The organism is Cyanobacteria bacterium FACHB-DQ100 (genome assembly GCA_014695195.1).
Taxonomy (GTDB): domain Bacteria; phylum Cyanobacteriota; class Cyanobacteriia; order Leptolyngbyales; family Leptolyngbyaceae; genus Leptolyngbya.
Genome location: JACJNW010000037.1, coordinates 167,946 through 187,189, shown reverse-complemented (window position 1 = coordinate 187,189; position 19,244 = coordinate 167,946). Strand labels below are relative to the sequence as shown.

17 protein-coding genes are annotated in these 19,244 nt (G+C 48.1%); 12 read left to right on the top strand and 5 right to left on the bottom strand.

The window, feature by feature from the left end; all coding sequences use genetic code 11:
- Nucleotides 1–331: 331 nt before the first annotated feature.
- Entirely contained in the window at nt 332–1,192 is an 861-nt protein-coding gene (locus tag H6F51_21885) for a DNA/RNA non-specific endonuclease (GenBank protein ID MBD1825120.1), read from the bottom strand.
- Between the two features lie 75 nt (nt 1,193–1,267).
- Between H6F51_21885 and H6F51_21880 the strand changes: the two genes are divergently transcribed.
- The 3 genes from H6F51_21880 (at nt 1,268) to H6F51_21870 (ending at nt 4,565) form a co-directional block, all read left to right on the top strand.
- Nucleotides 1,268–2,485, top strand: a complete 1,218-nt coding sequence (locus H6F51_21880; protein ID MBD1825119.1) for a DUF790 family protein — start codon at nt 1,268–1,270, stop codon at nt 2,483–2,485.
- Nucleotides 2,486–2,608: 123 nt separating this feature from the next.
- On the top strand, nt 2,609–3,277 hold the full coding sequence (locus H6F51_21875) for an HAD family hydrolase (protein MBD1825118.1): 669 nt from the start codon (nt 2,609–2,611) through the stop codon (nt 3,275–3,277).
- A gap of 166 nt (nt 3,278–3,443) precedes the next feature.
- The gene (locus tag H6F51_21870) at nt 3,444–4,565 is read left to right on the top strand and encodes an alpha/beta hydrolase (protein MBD1825117.1); all 1,122 of its coding nucleotides are present in this window, start codon (nt 3,444–3,446) and stop codon (nt 4,563–4,565) included.
- Here the strand turns inward: H6F51_21870 and H6F51_21865 are convergent.
- Nucleotides 4,542–6,497, bottom strand: a complete 1,956-nt coding sequence (locus H6F51_21865) for a serine/threonine protein kinase (protein ID MBD1825116.1) — start codon at nt 6,495–6,497, stop codon at nt 4,542–4,544. The two genes, H6F51_21870 and H6F51_21865, sit on opposite strands and share 24 nt — an antisense overlap.
- An 81-nt stretch (nt 6,498–6,578) precedes the next feature.
- Between H6F51_21865 and H6F51_21860 the strand changes: the two genes are divergently transcribed.
- The 9 genes from H6F51_21860 (at nt 6,579) to H6F51_21820 (ending at nt 16,767) form a co-directional block, all read left to right on the top strand.
- Nucleotides 6,579–6,836 carry a MoaD/ThiS family protein gene (locus tag H6F51_21860; protein MBD1825115.1) on the top strand — a complete coding sequence of 86 codons (258 nt, stop codon included), beginning with the start codon at nt 6,579–6,581 and terminating at the stop codon, nt 6,834–6,836.
- A 114-nt stretch (nt 6,837–6,950) separates the two neighbouring features.
- Nucleotides 6,951–8,252: a threonine synthase gene (locus H6F51_21855; GenBank protein ID MBD1825114.1), complete on the top strand. Its 1,302-nt coding sequence runs from the start codon at nt 6,951–6,953 to the stop codon at nt 8,250–8,252.
- Nucleotides 8,253–8,284: 32 nt separating this feature from the next.
- On the top strand, nt 8,285–8,560 hold the full coding sequence (locus H6F51_21850) for a MoaD/ThiS family protein (GenBank protein MBD1825113.1): 276 nt from the start codon (nt 8,285–8,287) through the stop codon (nt 8,558–8,560).
- 403 nt (nt 8,561–8,963) lie between these two features.
- Nucleotides 8,964–10,145, top strand: coding sequence for a sigma-70 family RNA polymerase sigma factor (locus H6F51_21845; GenBank protein ID MBD1825112.1), 1,182 nt, complete (start codon nt 8,964–8,966; stop codon nt 10,143–10,145).
- Nucleotides 10,146–10,182: 37 nt separating this feature from the next.
- Nucleotides 10,183–11,316 carry a DUF1822 family protein gene (locus H6F51_21840; GenBank protein ID MBD1825111.1) on the top strand — a complete coding sequence of 378 codons (1,134 nt, stop codon included), beginning with the start codon at nt 10,183–10,185 and terminating at the stop codon, nt 11,314–11,316.
- A gap of 271 nt (nt 11,317–11,587) precedes the next feature.
- The gene (locus H6F51_21835) at nt 11,588–12,958 is read left to right on the top strand and encodes a CHAT domain-containing protein (protein ID MBD1825110.1); all 1,371 of its coding nucleotides are present in this window, start codon (nt 11,588–11,590) and stop codon (nt 12,956–12,958) included.
- Between the two features lie 144 nt (nt 12,959–13,102).
- Entirely contained in the window at nt 13,103–13,579 is a 477-nt protein-coding gene (locus H6F51_21830) for a DUF1822 family protein (protein MBD1825109.1), read from the top strand.
- A 47-nt stretch (nt 13,580–13,626) separates the two neighbouring features.
- Nucleotides 13,627–15,963 (top strand): CHASE2 domain-containing protein, encoded by a 2,337-nt coding sequence (locus H6F51_21825; GenBank protein MBD1825108.1) that lies wholly within the window; start codon nt 13,627–13,629, stop codon nt 15,961–15,963.
- An 18-nt stretch (nt 15,964–15,981) separates the two neighbouring features.
- On the top strand, nt 15,982–16,767 hold the full coding sequence (locus H6F51_21820) for a DUF928 domain-containing protein (GenBank protein MBD1825107.1): 786 nt from the start codon (nt 15,982–15,984) through the stop codon (nt 16,765–16,767).
- A gap of 49 nt (nt 16,768–16,816) precedes the next feature.
- Here H6F51_21820 and rtcA read toward each other — a convergent pair whose 3' ends face one another.
- The 3 genes from rtcA to H6F51_21805 are packed head-to-tail and all read right to left on the bottom strand — an operon-like array spanning nt 16,817 to nt 19,242.
- Entirely contained in the window at nt 16,817–17,908 is a 1,092-nt protein-coding gene (rtcA, locus tag H6F51_21815) for an RNA 3'-phosphate cyclase (protein ID MBD1825106.1), read from the bottom strand.
- A 1-nt stretch (nt 17,909) separates the two neighbouring features.
- Nucleotides 17,910–18,341, bottom strand: coding sequence for an archease (locus H6F51_21810; protein MBD1825105.1), 432 nt, complete (start codon nt 18,339–18,341; stop codon nt 17,910–17,912).
- Between the two features lie 4 nt (nt 18,342–18,345).
- Nucleotides 18,346–19,242, bottom strand: a complete 897-nt coding sequence (locus H6F51_21805) for a GTP-binding protein (protein MBD1825104.1) — start codon at nt 19,240–19,242, stop codon at nt 18,346–18,348.
- Nucleotides 19,243–19,244 lie beyond the last annotated feature (2 nt).

The window sequence follows — 19,244 nt, the reverse complement described above, 5'->3', positions numbered from 1 at the left end:
GTTCACCGGAGACACGTCTACCTGCTTCACTGAATCTTTATGGCATAGTGAAGAATTGATCAGCCTGAAAGCGGTGAAACTACGGAGATTACATTGTGCAATACTTCCAGCGCAGTTTGGTGTATAGAAGATAACAGAATATGAGCGCTGTATCACGGTTGATCTATAGCGACCTTAAATTACCTAGATCAGTTGTGGAGTGGGGGATGTTCCCTTTTCACCCCCTACTTCTTTTAGCGTTCACAGCTCAAACCGGATGGCTATAGATTCTAATCACTATTTATTGATTGTCTACTTTGCTTCCGATCGCTTGTTGTACTGCTTCTAGAACTTATTGATTGTCTACTTTGCTTTCGATCGCTTGTTGTACTGCTTCTGGAACAGCGCTGAGGAAGTCGTATCCCGTTTTAGCTTCAAGCTGATCCACGCTGATGCGATAGTCGCGCCAAGTTTTATCTTTGATTCCTTGAATGTTCGGAACATTTACCGCAATCACTCTGGTTTTAGCTGTGACATCAGCCGCTTTAGAGCTGGGTTGATCCATGACAACAATCACTTTCCAGGTTGAAGCGGGGATGGAAATTTTTTCAGCGCCGATCGTCCCTTTTTCGCCCAGCCCACCGGCAATAATGTAAAGTTCTTTGCCAGTGTTGACCAGTCTGCGCGACTCGCTTTCTAGACCTTCCCACACATCGCGATTGTTATCAGGAGTTTGCGGCAGAATGTTGGTCATGAAAAAGGTCGCGGAATTCGTTTGCAGATTGCGAGTGCGATCGGCAGAAGGAGTGAGGTGTCCGCGATCGTAGCCACTACCGTTGTAGTCGCTGGACTTTACTTGATACCAGCCTTTTGGCAGGATCGGATCAGGGCGAAAATCATTAGAGCGGGGAACTGTGCCAAGCCAGCTTTTATTCAGTTGCCAACTTGTCCAGTTAGGGATGTGTTTGCTGTTGTTGTAAGACAGTGCGTAGGAACGAGTATTATCTGCGATCAGGTAGTCGTTTGCATTGGCAATATCGGGTGTAGCTTTGCTGGGAATGCCCATTGCGAGGTGAACGTTTCCTACAATAGGGGGGAGTAACGGTTGACTACCGATCGGTGCTTTAGGTCGATTGAGTAGAAAAGCACAGCCCAGTACAGTAACAACGAGAAGGGCGACGATCGTCAAGATTTTCCAGCGAGATTTCAACATGGTGTATTTTATCTTTCTGAACCCATTATGCAGCGAATCTGAGCGGTAGGATGGATCTGCTGTGATAGTAAAAGTATGTTACCGACTGAGTTATTGATTCAACGTTTTAATGGTGAAGAGATTGTCCCCAAGCGATTGCTGCTTGATGAGAAAGTTTTGTCGATCGCTGAAGAGTTGATCACGTTGTTTCATGAGGCGCAGCACGGAACGAGGGGCGAATTGAATCGACAATTACAAGCGATCGAGGGTGAAGAAACCGATTATCGAGTTAAGCGCGGTTTGGCACATCTGCTTAATAGTGCGTTTAGTACGTTTGAAACGGTGAGTCCACTTGACCCACTGATGCTGAGAGAACGGGTATTTGCCCTGTCAGCACAAAAAATTCCAAGTGTGTTGGAGACTGAGCAGACAATCGGGCAAGTTGCAAAGATGCTGAGTCAGGAGTTGAACGCTGAAGTTTTTCCAGAGCAAGTCAAGTCGGGATTGTATGCAGATTTGCCAGAAAACCAAATCCTAGTTAGTTTTGAAGCTCCAACACCGGAGGCTCTTGTCCATCGTTACAATCTATCGCAAGTGCAAGGGGTGTTTTATCGAGCAAGTCATCTCGTAATCAATGCACATCGCAATGATCCGGGACAGTATAAGCTATTGTTCCGGTATATGAAGCTGTTTCAGTTAATGACTTACATTGAAGGTGATGCGGATCATGGATTTACTTTGACGATCGATGGCCCGACTAGCTTGTTTAAGCCTTCCACACGGTATGGATTGGCGATCGCAAAGTTACTTCCAGCTTTACTGCATGTGACGCGCTGGAGCTTGTCTGCTGAGTTGCAGGTTAATGATAGTTATTCGGGTAAAACGCGCCAAGGTCGATTTGCGTTAGATTCCGACTGTGGATTGGTCAGCCATTATCCCCCAGGGAAGACCTATGATAGTTTGCTTGAGGCGGGGTTTGTCGATCGATGGAACAAAGCTAAAACAGAATGGCGATTAGAACGCGAGGTCGATCTAATTCCGATTCCGGGAAGCGTGATGATTCCTGATTTTCGGGTGGTGCATCCTGATGGCAGGACATTCTTAGTTGAAATTGTAGGCTATTGGCGACCAGAGTATTTGCGGAAGAAGTTTTCGCAGGTGCGCCAATCCGGGCGGGATGATTTGATTCTGGCAGTGTCAGAGCGATTGAACTTAGAGAAGGCGGGAGTGAAGGTTTCGGATACGCCTGCTCGGATTGTTTGGTTTAAGGATCAATTGTTGCCGAAAGCAGTTTTAGAGGTGTTAGAGCGTTGATTATCTCTCGACTAAGATGTGCCTTAAAGCAGACTTGGGGGAGTTTGTGAATGTCTAGAATGAGAAGTCTTGATTGTATTTGCGATCGCAGCACTAATTCTTTAACACCAGGAAGACTTCACCATGTTATTAAAAGGCGTACTGTTAGATATTGATGGTACATTAGTCGATAGTAATGATGCTCACGCTCATGCCTATGTGGAAGCATTTGCAGAGCATGGATATGATGTAGAGTTCGATCAAGTTCGACCTTTAATCGGCATGGGCGGAGATCAATTAATTCCGCGAATTGTGTCGTCACTATCTGGTGAAGAAGGAGAAGGAAAAGAGATTGCCGATCGACGCAAAGAACTGATCATGCAAAAGTATGGTGCTGATTTAGCTCCGACTGATGGTTCAAGACTGTTAATCGAAAAGCTAAAACAGTCCGGGTATGAATTAGTGATTTCTAGTTCAGCAACGAGCGAAGAACTCTCGGTTTTGTTGAAAGCGGCTCAGGTTGATGATCTTTTAGACCAAAATATGGCAACGACCTCAAGCGACGCAGACGCTTCTAAGCCTGAACCCGATTTGATTGAGGTAACTCTGGAGAAAGGGCATTTGAAGCCGAATGAGGCGATTATGTTGGGAGATACGCCTTATGATATTCAGGCAGCAAACGCTGCTGGAGTAGCAGTGATTGCATTTCGCAGTGGAGGATTTTCGGATGAGCAATTAGCAGAGGCGATCGAGATTTACGATAGCCCTGCGGATTTGCTGGCTCATTTTGATCAATCCCCTTTGGCTCAATGATGTAATTTTTCAGCAGGGTCAATAGCCGCTTATCCAGTATGTAAGGCTTCTAGAAAACATTAAGAGGACGCTATTCTATCCTCAGAGGGTTACTCTTAGCTCAAACTTTGCTCTAATCTCAGCATAGTTTAATTCCCTGCTCTTAAAGAGTAACCCTGTGATGTTCATGCCCCTCGATTTTCTGCTGCGCTCGTTCGCAGGCTTGCTGTCTATTGCTCTACTGGGTGGTAGCGGTTACATTCTGCGTCAGTGGTACGAGGGAGAATGGCAAGACGATCTCTGGTTATATCTAGGCATTGGACTCTTACTCTGGTCATTCTTGGGCTTTTTGCCGGTTCTACTACTGCGTCGTCTTGGTCGGGATGAACCTAAACCTTACCGCAGCAACCAGGTTCAACGCCTAGTTCGACCGGATGGCAGCGAAATTAAAGTTGAATTCTATGGAGATGACCATGCTCCCCCGCTGATTCTGACGCACGGTTGGGGGCCTGATAGTACCGTGTGGTACTACGCCAAGAAGCAGCTTGCTCAACAGTTTCGCGTGATTGTGTGGGATCTGCCTGGATTGGGTCAATCTAAAAAGCCGAAAAATCGCGACTACTCTTTGGAAAAATATGCTCGTGATCTGAATGCAGTCTTGGAGATAGCAGGAGATCAGCCTGCTATTTTGCTCGGACATAGTATGGGAGCAATGGTTCTGCTCACCTTCTGTCGATTGTTTCCAGAGCGACTTGAACAACGAGTTGCAGGCTTGATCTTGGTAGATGGAACTTACACCAATCCACTGAGAACGACCATTCTCAGTAAACTATTGCTAGCACTGCAAAAACCTCTGCTAGAGCCTTTGCTATATCTTGCGATCGTGCTTTCTCCACTACTGCATCTGACAAGCTGGCTCAGTTATTTGAATGGTACGACCCTGCTAACCACAGAAATTTCTGGCTTTACCGGAAGAGAAACACGCGGACAGCTTAATTTCTCTAGTTTAATTGGTATCAAAGCACCACCAGGAATTTTGGCGCGGGGCGTTCTGGCAATGTTTAGATTTGATGAAACTGCAACGTTACCGAAGATAACAGTTCCTACTTTAGTTGTAGTAGGTCGATCGGACATTGCAACTCGACCGATTGCGAGCGATCGTATGAGTCGAGAAGTCCCTCAAGCACAATTGGAGGTCTTGTCTCCAGCGGGGCACATGGCGCTAATGGAACAGAATTCGCGATTTGCAGACATCATTCAAACCTTCAGTCAGTCCTGCCTAAGCTCAAAGCGGTGGAACAAGTTCTAACGTTCTTAATTGCCAGATTTTTACAGTGTTATCTGAACTACCACTAGCGAACCACCTGCCGTCTGAGCTAATCGCGATCGCATTGACCGCTTGAGAATGCTCACTCAAGGTGCAAAGAAGGTCTCCAGTGCTAAGGTTCCAAAGCTTAATCGTTTTATCATTGCTGCCGCTAATCAAGGTCTTGCCATCGGGACTAATCGCGATCGTGCAAACAATATCGAAATGTCCGGTCAAGGTTTGCAGCAGTTCTCCAGAATTCGGCTCCCAAATCCGGATTGTTTTGTCTTTACTCGCACTTACAAGACGATCGCCTTGCGGATTGAGCGCGATCGACATAATGGAATTTTGATGTCCGCTTAATGTCCGAATCTGCTGACCTGTCCTCAAACTCCACAGCCTAATTTGATTATCCAGCCCACCACTGGCAACAATTTGACCGTTTGGGCTAACCGCTACCGATCGCACCATCCCTGACGTAGTGAAGCTTTGCAGCAGTTCCCCAGTCTGCAATCGCCAAACGCAAACGGTGCGATCCTCACTACCACTGACGAAAAACTGTCCATCGGGACTCAGCGAGATCGCGTTCACATCGCGCAAATGACCGCAGAGCGATCGGATTAACTCACCACTGGGTAAGTCCCAAATCTTAATCGAATCATCATCGCTACAACTGACCAATCGCCTCCCATCAGGACTAAACGCAAGCGAATTCACCGATTTTGTATGACCGATGAACGTGCCTAACCGTTCTCCTGTGCTTGCATCCCACATGAAAATGCGATCGTCTAAACTCCCGCTGACTAACGTGCGTTGGTCTGGACTAACCGCGAGTGATATCACCCAAGTGCTGTGACCGCTCAAGGTGTAGAGACATTTTCGCGGCTGTGAACTCTTTGAAACATAGCGGGCGGCGCTCGTGGGTATCGAGGGCGGAGGCGGAATGCTCGGTCGCGAAGGGCGCAACTCCGGCGGCTGTGTTGCGAGGACTGGCGCTGTCACCTCGTTGCTTTCAAACTCCCTCATTGCACCAACCGCAGGCGTAGATAATGCCATTCTTAGGTCATGCATCGCTTCATCGGCAGTTTGATACCGTTCGCTCACTAGATCCCTGAGCAAGCGATCGAGAATTTGCCCGATCCTTTGGCTAATGCCACCGCCGCGCCGCTCCAGGTGTTCGCGCCAAAGCCAGCGCCCCGATATTGGATCATGCAGTTTTTCAGGTCTGACTTGAGTGAGTAAGTAGATACAAGTTGCACCTAAGCTGTATAAATCGCTTGCAGGATAAGCTTTGCCGTTTCGCAGTTGTTCGACGGGGGCATAGCCTTCTGTTCCGATTCTGGTTCCGGGCTGAATCGCATCCGTCTCCGGCAACACCTTGGCAACGCCGAAATCAATCAGCACTAATCGTCCGTCTAGCTTGCGGCGAATAATATTGGCAGGTGTAATGTCACGATGAATCACATTGCGATCGTGAACAAATTTCAAAATCGGCAACAGCCGCACTAACACTTCTCGAATCTTTTGTTCGTTGAAGACCCCAGTTTGGGCTAGTTCTTGCGCCAGAGTCGCCCCCTCAATGTACTGCTGCACCAAATAGAGGCGCTGTTCCTGCTCAAAATAAGCCAAGAGTGTGGGAATGTGGGGATGCTCTCCGAGTTCATGGAGTCGGACGGCTTCTTGTTCAAACAGTTGAATCGCTTTGTTCAGCGCCTTGGTTCCTTTGCTCTGCGGCAAAAACTGTTTAATTACGCAGCGAGTTCCTAAGCGATCTTCATCGATCGCTAAAAAAGTCTTGCCAAATCCGCCTCGTCCGAGCGGTTGCACAACGCAATAACGTCCTCTGAGTTTCATCAGAGTGCCGCAACTCTGACAGCGTTCAAGGCGATCTGGATTCTGAGGCTGGGGGCAGTCAGGGTTAATACAGTACGTCATACTCAGAGGAGGCGCGATCGTTTTTCTTTAGAGTGATCTTTTTCGCCTAATTTTGAACAAACATGTTGAATTTTACCGAAGATGTCTGACTCAATTACCGTGACCGTAAAGCTATTTGCGGCGTATCAGGATGCTTACGGAGTGCCAGAACTAACCCTAGAATTGCCTCAAGGCGTGAGCGTTGAGCAGGTGTGCGATCGCATTCTGTACGATCGTCCTCAGCTTGCGCCGCTCAAGGGTATTACTCAATTTGGCATAAATTTGGAATTTGTTTCCGCAGAGACGATCGTCCAAAACGGCGATGAAATCGTTCTAATCCCGCCTGTGAGCGGTGGTTGAGCAATCCCGACAAAAACTATCGGATTTGTTTGACTCGATATTTTTCGCGTGATACGATTTCAAGCGAAATCACAGTCAAACGATAGAGAGCTTGCTGATAGGGAGTTTCGAGAGATGACCGTTACCCATTCCAAAATTCGTTCTAGCCAATCTGCTTTTGAAGCGCTCAAGTGTAAAGAGTGCGGCGCAGAATACGAGCCAAAAGCAACTCATGTATGCGAGATGTGTTTTGGCCCGTTAGAAGTCAAATATGATTACGATTGGCTCCGCAAAACAGTCACTCGCGAAACCATTCAAGCAGGCCCGAACTCGATTTGGCGCTATCGTCCGTTTCTCCCCGTTGAAACCGATAACGTCATTGATGTCGGAACTGGGATGACTCCCTTGCTGCAAGCAAATCGTTTGGCGCGTCGGTTGGGTCTGAAGAAGCTGTACATCAAGAATGATGCAGTGAACATGCCGACCCTGAGCTTTAAGGATCGCGTCGTTTCGGTAGCATTGAGCCGCGCCCGTGAATTGGGCTTTACCACGGTTTCTTGTGCCAGTACCGGAAACTTAGCCAACTCGACTGCGGCGATCGCTGCTCATGCAGGTCTCGATTGCTGTGTGTTCATTCCGTCCGATCTTGAAGCCGGAAAAGTCCTCGGAACGCTAATCTACAGCCCAACTGTGATGGCAGTTCACGGTAACTACGACCAAGTGAATCGCCTCTGCTCTGAAGTGGCAAACACCCACGGTTGGGGATTTGTAAATATTAACCTGCGCCCCTACTATTCTGAAGGTTCAAAAACTCTGGGCTACGAAGTGATCGAACAGCTTGGATGGCAACTGCCAGATCACATTGTTGCTCCGTTGGCATCGGGTTCACTCTTCACCAAGATCTACAAAGGCTTCCAAGAGTTCGTCGAAGTGGGCTTGGTTGATGAAAAAGCGGTTCGATTCAGTGGCGCACAAGCGGAAGGATGTTCTCCGATCGCCAAAGCCTTTCAAGAAGGACGCGACTTCATCTCCCCGGTGAAGCCGAACACGATCGCCAAATCGATCGCAATCGGAAATCCCGCAGATGGTGTTTATGCGGTCGATATCGCTCGGAAAACCAACGGCAACATCGAATCGGTCACCGATGCTGAAATTATCGAAGGCATCAAGCTACTGGCGGAAACCGAAGGAATCTTCACCGAAACCGCAGGCGGAACGACGATCGCAGTGCTGAAGAAATTGGTCGAAGCAGGCAAGATCAATCCCGATGAAACGACGGTCGCCTACATCACCGGAAACGGTCTGAAGACTCAAGAAGCAGTACAAGGTTACGTCGGCGAACCGTTCACGATCGAACCGAAACTCGATAGCTTCGAGCGTGCATTAGAAAGATCCAGAACGCTCGATCGTCTAGAGTGGCAACAAGTTTTGGTTTAATGTTTTAGTTCTTTCCACATTGTTCTAAGGTTATGGCTGTTAAAGTTTTAATTCCAACTCCTCTGCAAAAGCTCACCAACGATCAGGCAACCGTTGAATGTAGCGGCGATACCATTGGTACGCTGTTAGAGTCGCTTGAATCTAACTGTCCAGGTATTAAAGCGCGGTTGTGTGATGAGCAAGGACAATTGCGCCGCTTCGTCAACTTCTATGTGAACAGCGAAGACATTCGCTTTCTTGATGGAGTGAATACGCCGCTTAAAGATGGTGACGAAGTGAGCATTATTCCTGCGATCGCGGGTGGCTAATTTACGTTGATAAATTGATTTCGATCTCCAGGCTGCTTCAAGCGTCTGGAGATTTTTAGTAAGACTCCTCGAAGAAACTGCCAGTAAGAGCAGGTATAGCAGTGGTTATATAGCCATAACCGCTTGTTTTCCAAGCAGTGAAGAGATTGATTTTCTTCAGGGGGTGACAACGCGGCTACAAAGCAGGCTGGATGAGGGAAATGGCACGGCTGTGTCGCAAAAAATTCTGACTACGCTACAGAAAGAGCAGTTACCCGCTAAAATCTCGGCTCTTGCACAACAGATTTAGCGTACCTTAATTTTTTCGCGACACAGCCACAACTTCCGCATCGGATATTGAAACCCATTGATAAACCTAGTAATTTGAGGGGGTTGAGTCCTTTGCACAGCAGGAGTGCGTTTCATGCAACCCCGTCAAAGCATCATCGATTTATTTTCAACCTTTGTACAGTTTAAGGCTGACAGCTTTGGGGGATGGGCAACAGATGCACGATTGCGGCGCAGCATTCAAACACATTTATCTGAGCGATCGGAGCCTCACGCGGATACTTTTTGGGTCGTTTATTGGCAAAAAGTCTGGCAACAGCACTCAGATAAAAAGACAGCGTTGGGGCATCTATCTGCGTACCTGCAAGAGGCTTGTTACTGGAGTGCATATAGAACGATGCCGTATTTGTCTCAATCACGGTATCGCTTATCAGATTGTTTTCAAGTGGCGATCGCAGAGGTGCCAAGAATTCTCAAGGCGCGAGATCCTGATTATCCCGGCAGTCTGAAAACTTATGCCAGTCAAGCCTTTAATAATAGTATTCGAGATTTTTTGCGGCAGAGTCGCGAAATTGATTTATGTAGCGATTGGGGATTGTTATTAAAAGTCAGTCGTAAGCGATTGGTAGAGTCTTTACAGAATGCGGGCTTGAATACGGATGACATCGATCGCTGGATTCTAGCGTGGTCGTGTTTTGAGTCGGTTTATTTGCCCACAAAATCTCCCAAATTGCGTCAACTTCCTGCACCTAACCGGGAAACGTGGGACGCGATCGCCAGTCGCTACAATCAGCAACGCCATCAACTGCGATCTCCTGGCGCTGAGGCAAGTGCGGATGTGATCCAGAAATGGTTAACGGCTTGTGTCAACCGCGTGCGATCGTATCTCTATCCTGCTGTCTCTTCGCTGAATGCGCCGAAGTTGGGCGAAGACACCAAAGAAATTCAAGATGACATAGTTGATCCGGCTCAAGAGTCATTGTTGACAGACTTGATTTCTCAGGAAGACCTTGAGGAACGGCAGGCGCAGCGATCGCAACTCAATCAAGTTTTAGAAGCGGCGATCGCCAAACTTGATCCTGCGAGCCAAGAGCTGTTGCAGCTTTATTATCAACAAAATTTAACTCAGCAGGAGATTGCAAAACAATTAGGAATCCAGCAATATGCTGTATCTCGCAAGCTTAGTAAGGCACGCGAGGCTTTACTATCGGCGCTTTTGCGTTGGAGTCAGGACACTTTGCATATTGCACCAACTTCAGACGTGGGAAAACAAATCAGCGCGGTATTGGAAGAATGGCTAATGGAAAAGAGGGGATGAGGATCGATTGAATCGTACAGACACTTAAACAACAGTTATGGACAGCATTACGCAACTAGAATTACAAATTTCCGCAGCGATCGATCACCGCGCTTGGCAACACAGTCAACGCTACTCGATGCCGAAAGCACAGTGGACAGCATATCTGAATCAGGTTTGTTTGGAGACAGTTTTACTGTGGTTGCAGGCGGAATACGCGTCGCGATCGACGGCTTCTTTGACCGCGTGGGACTTGATTCAGGGTTGCGCCATTGAGTGGAATGAAAAACGCTTGGTGCTGATTCCAGAGAAAAGTTTTGACACGAGTGAACTGAGAGTTCCACAAGAATGGATTGATGTTCCTAGCTGGGTTGGAGACTATTATTTGGCGGTTCAAATCAATCCCGATGAGTCATCCCTGCGGATTTGGGGATATACCACCCACGCACAGATCAAGGCGCTCGGACAGTATGATTCCAGCGATCGTGCTTATGGTCTTGATGCTCAGTTTCTGGTTCAGGACATTGCGGTGTTATGGGTGATGCGTCAACTCTATCCGACAGAACCCACACGAGTTGAGGTTACAGAATTACCATCGGTTGCGGAAACACAAGCAGAAAATTTACTGCAACGGCTGGCGACTGTGGAGCAACCGCGCTTAGAAATTCCGTTTACGATGTGGGGATCATTACTGGAAACGCGATCGTGGCGAGAAAGATTACATCAACTGCGTCAAGGTCGCAATCCGAATACAACGGTTGCAACGAATTTGCGGCAATGGCTAGAGAACTCGTTTACGGCGGGATGGAGCGCGATCGAGACGTGGCTGAATCCCGAAGAATTGGCATTCAGTTTTCGCCAAACGGAGGTCATGGAACCGACTGGGGTTCGACGAGTGAAACCGTTAGAGTTTGCAGAACAAACAGTTCTGTTGATGCTTGCCCTCGCTCCCGAAGCGGATGGTCGAGTCAGCATTCGAGTGCAACTTCGTCCGGCAGAGCGTTCTCAGTGCTTGCCAATGGGTTTGTCGCTATCGCTGGTTTCTGCTTCGGGCGATGTTGTGCAATCGGTTCAAGCACGGGAGCAGGATAACTCAATTCAGCTACAACGATTCAAGTGCCCTGCGGGAACTAAATTTAGTTTTCAGGTTGCATTGGGCAATGCGGTTCTAACCGAAGCGTTTCAATGTTAAAGCGGCTCGATCTGGGAAATAGCTTAGCAAATAGATTCGGGGCTATAAAAACTTAGTCCGCGATGACGAACTTAGGGGAAAAATCCAAAGTTTTGTAGCCAATTCAGGAATCAATGCAACAGAAGCTGCTATTCATTCGTCAAAGCACCAAATCCATGAAAACGAGATTTATCAATTAGAGGTCAACGGCTCTCCCTATCCATTGTTCAACGATCGAGCCGAGACATCACTGAAGCTGTCTACTATCTACCTGCTATTTCGTCGAAGACTTATGAACAAGCATCTACCGTTTGTTGGGGTTGCACTCTCTGTTGCTCTAGTTGGGTGCGAATTTACGTCTTCGGTCGTGATGTCCTCGATCGCTCCGCTACCTGCTCAAGAAACCGCCTCGGTCACGCCCTCTCCCAGTCCACCGCCGGATCTCGTGGGTCAAGCGCTCGATCGGGGCGATGTCGCGGAAGCGGTTCTACAAATTGAGCGGCGATGGAAAAAGCAATACGAAGAGTACTTTCAAGGAAAGTTCACAACTCAAGTGCTGTCTGCTCCTCAAATCGTTGAGTCTCTCGAACAAATTAACCGTCGCACCGGACGCAAATCTGCTTTGCTGTACGCGATTCCGGGGGCAAATCATCTCGATTTAATGTTAGTAACGGCAAACGGTAGACTGATTCATCGCCGGATTAACGCAGCTAATCGAGCGGCATTGACTAAAACGATTCAAGCCTTTCGCATGGGCGTGGTTCGGGAAGACTCAGACCCAGAGGATTATCTACAACCCGGTCAACAGCTTTATCAGTGGATTGTTGCCCCCTTGGAGCCGCAGTTACGATCGCAAGGCATCAATCAACTCATATTTTGTCTTGGAGCAGGATTACGAAGTACGCCATTAGCAGCTCTGCATGATGGCAAACAGTTTTTGATCGAAAAGTATAACTTGGCAATTATTCCTGCATTTAATTTGCTCGATCGCCAAGCGCGAACGTCAACGAACACCAGAATTTTGGCAATGGGTGCATCGACTTTCAACAATAAGCCACCTTTGCCTGGTGTACCGATCGAGCTATCAGCAATTACTCAACCGCCTTGGGAAGGAACGGCGTTGCTCAATCAAAATTTCACCCTCAAAAACCTGAGAGCCGTACGGGAGAGAAAGTCTTACAGCATTGTTCATTTGGCGACCCATGCTGAATTTGCACCCGGAGATGTCAATCAGTCATACATCCAGTTTTGGGATCAGCAGTTGCGGCTCAGTCAGCTTCAGGACTTAGGGTTACGCAATCCGCCCGTGCAGTTGTTGGTGTTGAGTGCCTGTCGGACGGCTTTGGGGGATAGTAAAGCAGAAATGGGCTTTGCGGGGTTAGCCGTGCAGTCGGGAAGTAAAGCGGCGATCGCGTCGCTCTGGTCGGTGAGGGATGCGAGTACATTGCTCCTGATGCAGGAATTTTATCGGCAACTCAAAACGGCTGAAGTAAAGGCGGATGCGTTACGAGAGGCTCAGATCGAAATGATTCGCAACTCAGCTAAAATTCGGCAACGCCTCCGCAATCAGCCCTCGTTTTCAGGGATTGTGCCTTCGATCGATGAAAACTTCGCTCACCCACATCACTGGGCAGCATTTACGCTAATTGGCAACCCTTGGTAGAGGATAAAAATCCAATTAAGCACATCTGAGGGGCAGAAATTTCGTCCATTGAGAGCGATCGACTGCATATTTCTCCAAACGCAAACGTGGCTAAGACTATCAATCGGATTTTGCTGTCCTGACCTTCTGTTTGTGAGGTTTGCCATGACTTTTCCTAACACTCTGCTCCAACTCCGGCAATGGTTACAGAATACCTTTACGGATCATCGGCAACCATCAGACTCAGAACCGAGCAACAGACCCTGTATCACCCATCAGTTTCGGCACACTGTTGAACTAGCCGATGTGCCAATGCAGCAAACCAAAGTGTTAGAACTCGGAGAACAAACGCTGTGGCTTTTAGTCAAATCAGAAAAGAAGGGCGATTGTTTGGGCAGTGTGCGGAGTGTTAATCGCGTTTCGGTTCGAGTGCACCTCGGTTCGGCTGAACCCACGGCGATTCTGCCCACGGGGGTTCGTTTGTCGTTGCTGTCAAACTCAGGAGATGTTGTGCAATCGGTGACGGCTCGTGATCAAGATAATGGCATTCAACTGAAGCGATTTCGTTGCTCGATCGGGACACGATTTAAGCTACAAGTTTCGTTAGATTCGGCAGATTTAACGGAGAGATTTATAGTTTAGGAAGTTGGCGGAGTTCTTATTTTATGTAACAGATAGCGATGCTCACTATGGATTATCTAATTGTTCTCAATCTTGGGCAAGGCAATTGGCAAGACGGATTTCCAACCGTGATCGCTCAACTTTGGGAATCTGGGCGATCGACTCCCATGCAGTTTACCGGAAGCTTACCCGCGATTCCGGGAATCGTCGATCGCTATCAACGGTGGCGATCGCTCTACACAGCGCTTTATGCTCATTTAGGATGGCGACAAACACACCATCCAGACTTTGAAATTGATGAAGAAGAAGTCACTCACATTTCCGCCTCAGAATTTCATCAGCTATCTCACGATCTGCAACTTCAATTGAATGCGTGGCTGAGTGCGAGTTCTTTTCGCGTCATCGATCGACAGTTACGGACTCGCCTTTCACCCCAAGATCACATTCGGTTAATGATTGTTGCGAAAGACAATCAGATCTTAAAATTGCCGTGGTGTTTGTGGGACTTTCTCACCGACTATCCCCATGCTGAAATTGCGCTAAGTTTGCCGGAATTTGCTCGATCGCTGCAACTCCCAGCTCCGCCTCGACGCAAGAAAGTGAGAATTTTGAGCATTCTTGGCAATGCGAAAGGCATTGATGTTGAGCGCGATCGCAAACTCTTAGAAAGTTTGCCAGATAGTGAAATTCATTGTTTAGTTGAACCGACCGCGCAAGATTTGCAAGAAAAAGTTTGGCAAGCGAATTGGGATGTTTTATTTTTTGCTGGACATAGTTCAACCAGTGAAAAAGGCTACATTCAAATCAATCAAACAGAAACGCTCACGATCGAACAACTCAAATACGGCTTACGCCATGCAATCGCACAAGGTCTGAAGCTGGCGATCTTCAACTCCTGTGACGGCTTGGGGCTGGCTCAGGATCTTGCTGATCTTCAGCTTCCCCAAGTCATTGTCATGCGGGAACCTGTTCCGGATCTAGTTGCCCAGGAATTCCTCAAATCTTTTCTCAGCGCTTTTTCCAGTGGGCAATCTTTGTATGCTGCGGTTCGGAAGGCACGAGAAAAACTGCAAACTCTAGAATCTGAATTTCCGTGTGCAACTTGGCTGCCTGTGATTTGTCAAAATCCCGCAGAAGTACCACCAACTTGGCAAGATTGGTGTGGTCAAAAACGCAGGCTTCTACCACCGATGACGCGATCGCAAGCTAAAACGCTCGCACTGAGCACACTGCTGGTTACAAGCTTGATTGTTGGGACACGCTGGTTTGGATTGTTGCAACCTTTGGAACTCCAGGCGTTTGATATTCTGATGCAACATCGCCCGATCGAGCCACCTGATCCACGTTTATTGATTGTTCGAGTGGAAGAGGAAGACATTCAGAAACAACCGGAGAATGCTGGCTCACTATCTGATGAAACGCTAGAGCGCGTTCTCGAAACGCTAGAGCAGCATCAAGCGCGAGTAATTGGACTTGATTTGTATCGAGACTTTCCAGCCCGCCGCTCTAGCTTAAAGAAACGCCTTCAACAAATGACCCAGAACGATCAGCTAATTGCGATCTGTAAGCGTCCTGATCCAGAATCGAATGATCCGACAGGAATTGCACCACCCCCTGGAATTGGGCAATCAGAGGTTGGTTTCAGCGATTTTCTCGAAGATGGGGACGGCGTGATTCGGCGACAGTTGTTATTCGCGAGTCCTAATACGATCGCAGCCTGTTCTGCTCCCTATAGTCTGAGTGTGCAGCTAGTCTTTCGATATCTGTTTGCACGACAACCCCAGATTGCGCCCACGTTCACCTCGAACAACCATTTACAGCTTGGTTCCACGGTGTTTCCAAGCTTAACTAATCCAACCGGGGGCTATCAACGCTTTGATGCACGCGGAAGTCAGATTTTGCTCAACTATCGATCGACAAAATTTCCCCAGGACATGGCTCAACAAGTTACTGTGCGTCAGCTCCTGGGTGGACAAATCAATTTAGCGGCAATCAAAGGTCGCATTGTGCTAATTGGGGTCACGGCTTCCAGTAGTAAAGACTACGCTGCAACCCCTTATGGTAGGAGTTTTTCGCAAAGACTGCCCGGTGTACTCATTCATGCACACATGATCAGCCAGATGCTCAGTGCTGTATTGGATAAGCGCTCCTTACTCTGGGTCTGGTCGCCTGGAATTGAAATTTTATGGATCGGGGGATGGACGCTTCTAGGAGGACTGATTCTATGGTGTTTTCGGCAGGTCAACTGGATTGGATTCGCCATGGTCGCCAGTATTGTGGTACTGATTAGCGGCTGTTGGCTGATTCTCACCCAAGGCGGCTGGATTCCATTGATCCCTGCACTATTGGGTCTCATTCTGAATAGTAGTATTGTTGCCTATCATTTTTTAGCCCATCGTAACTAACAACAGGAGACGCTTCCCATGACCTTTCTAGCCTCTATGAAAACTGCCTCGGCTGCATTAGGGGTTGTTTTGATCGGTACAGTTACGATCGCTCAATTCTCGAATGCTCAACAGCGAATTAACTTTTCTCCGCCCACGCCTCCCGATCCAGGGACTCCTTCTGACCGAGGACAGGCCGGAGGCTCTCGCGGTCCCTGTGATGATGTCTACACAGGCCTAGCTGCATTAGTTCCATCACCTCATGCCAATGTACCTGCAGATCGTTGGGGCTTAACAGTCAGCGATCGACCAACGGTCTGGTTCAATGTTCCCACCGGAATTACTGCGGGAACACTTGCAGAGTGGAGATTACGCGACGCAACGGGTAAGACGCGCTACAAAACATCTTCCCGCTTGCCGAAAACGAATCCCGGTGTCATTGGATTCTCCATTCCGGCAAGTGTGCCGCTTGCGATCGCCACCTATCAATGGGATCTCGCCCTCTATTGTGATAGTGCAGGCAATTCTGCTAGTGATCCGAACAGTAATACTTTTGATAGACCTTTAGTTCGTAAAGGTAGGATTCAGCGCGTTGCAACACCTCCCGCGTTACAACAGGAACTTAAACAAGCCAAAACCCCCCTAGATCGAGCCAAGCTTTATGCAAAATATGGCATTTGGTATGACGCTCTTACTGCTTTGGGCGTACAGATTCAAGCATCTCAAAATAATCAAGTGGTTCTTGCTGCCTGGAGAGATTTACTGCGGCAACAAAGGCTAGAGGGAAAAACCTCTGCCACTGTAACTCCGTGCTGTCAGCCATAGCTCAAGCAAAGTAGGAAGCCAATTGATCCAGAACAACTCGTTGCGATCGTTATTGCGTTGACCCAGCAATTTTGCTAGTTCGTTTGTGAATCAAAGGGACGACAGTAATTTGGTGTTCTGTTTGGTCGATCGAGATTTTTGCTAGACCAAATTGCTCGATCGCCCAAGCATTCGTTGATAGATGCAGACTGATTTGAGCGGCTCGGTACTGGCTAGAACTTGATGCCAACGCCGCAGGTAAGAGCAATTGATCGGCTAGATGAAGATCAACGGGCATTCCAGTCTTGTGAAAGTCTAAAAATTCTTGAACTGCGATCGCTGCCACTTCTTCGGCAGGCAATCCAAGTTTTCCAATCGCTCCAAAGCCTGCTCTTGTTTGCTCATATTCGACAGTCAGAAAAACACCCGCACCCGCACCCACGCCCTTGAGTCGTCGCGCTTTCACCTGTGCTTTGAGCTGGGCTTCCGCTAACAAGTTTTCCGCACGACTCGCCATCCGCTGGGGAATGTGAGACGGGAGTTCGGTCACGATCGCTAATCCTTTAATCTGTTGTAGAGATCCGCGCTCTAGTAATTGAATCGGGTGGAGCGCACCAACACTACCACCATTGCCACTCACTCGTAGTTGGATTTCACCCCCTCCGCGTGGATACCAGCCCCAAGCCAAGATTTCTACCTCTGCCTGAACTCCCATGCGCTGCAAGGTGGGCAAATACACTTGCTCGATGTACGAAGCGGGTGGGCTGAAGGGGATGAACGTTCCACCTCTCAAGGTCACGGTTGATGTACCTGTTGTGAGTGCTAGGGGAAGTAAAACGGTTTGCAGAATCAGCGTTACGGCTCCAGCAGATCCAGTTCCAAGGGTTTCAGCCACATCAAAGGTATAATCTCCGGCTTGGACGGGTTGCGTCGGGATAAATTCTAGTTGAGTGGAGCCAACCCTATCGCCTGTGATTTCTGCCTGACAGAGCGCTGCTGCTGCCCTGACTGCGGTGAGATGTTGAATCGCGAGTCCGGGTTTTGCCCGTCGTGCCCGAACGCGGTCGATGCGAGTTGGTTGTCCCGTAATCGCCGCTAAACTGAGGCTTGTTCGCAGGATTTGCCCGCCGCCTTCTCCATAGGAACCATCAATCTGTAGCATGTTAGATGTCTAGAATAACTTGTGCTGACCAACCCGTGTCGGTCTTTTTTAGTTCAAATTGATGGAGTGTGACAGCTTTGACATCCACTCGCTGGTGATGGCGATCGCGATCTAACCGTTCGCCTTGCATTGTTGCAGTGAGATGATAGATTGCTGCTTGCTCTTTGATCTGAATTTGTTGCGCCCTCAGTAAAAGTAGTTCACTATCCTTGTAGTAAACAAACTCCTGGAGAAAGTTGAATAACAATAAATCGAGCGCGTCATCCTCTAGATTGAACGGGCGCGTTTCAGTCAGTGCGATCGCATCTAGATTTTCAATCATTGTGTTGATCACCGCATCGCCTGCAGCTTTGAACACTTCCTCTAGATCGGCTCCCCAGGCATAGAAGGCAATATCCGCCGTTGCAACTTCCTCTAGAAATTCGTAAGGCATGGGGCTATTCTCCTGACGATCGTTCACAAGCTTGCAGGCGGTCGCAAATGTTAGATTGAAACTGACGCACTTGTTTACCAATGAACACGAGTTCTGTCGCGGGAGCATCAAACAATTCTAAATCCCAGCGTCCCGCCACAAAATTGAAGAGATGCGTACCCTCCGGAAGTTGAATGAATCCTTTTGCTCGATAGATCGTTGAGTTCATAGAATCGGCAAAGGTTTCAAAACAAGCGCGATCGTAAACCGATTGAGCGGTGTAGCTAAACGATTCAACCTCTAGCTGATGTTGATGGTGCGGAGCAGGTTGTAAGCGTTCTCGACCAATGCCAAACAATAGATCTAGATCAATTTGGCATCGAACCGTGCGAACAATAAATGCCACTTTATTGAATGACTGAAGTTTATGGATGACTGTTTCTAACTCAGTTTCAGTCACTAAATCAACTTTGTTCAACAGAATGAGATCAGCCGATTCAATTTGAATCCGAGAGGTATGCCCAATTTGAGGATATGCCACTAGACCATCAGCATCCATCACGGTGACAACTCCATCGAGCCGCACTTGAGGCAAGCTTTCTTGAATATCAAACACTAACGCATCGGGTTCCGCTACGCCCGTTGTTTCCACAATGATCTGATCCGGATTGACCGTTGCAATAATTTCATCGACCGCCGCTTCAAATTCACCCAAGAGCGAACAGCAAACACAACCGCCACCTAAATCTGCCATTTCAACGTTTTTGCCTTGAAGGATTTTGGTGTCGATCGCAATCTCCCCAAACTCGTTCATCAAAATTGCCAACTTTCGCGGCATCACACTCAGAATGTGTCGCAACAGTGTGGTTTTGCCGCTGCCCAAAGGCCCCGTAACAACGGTAAGGGGTGTACGTTCTGTCATAG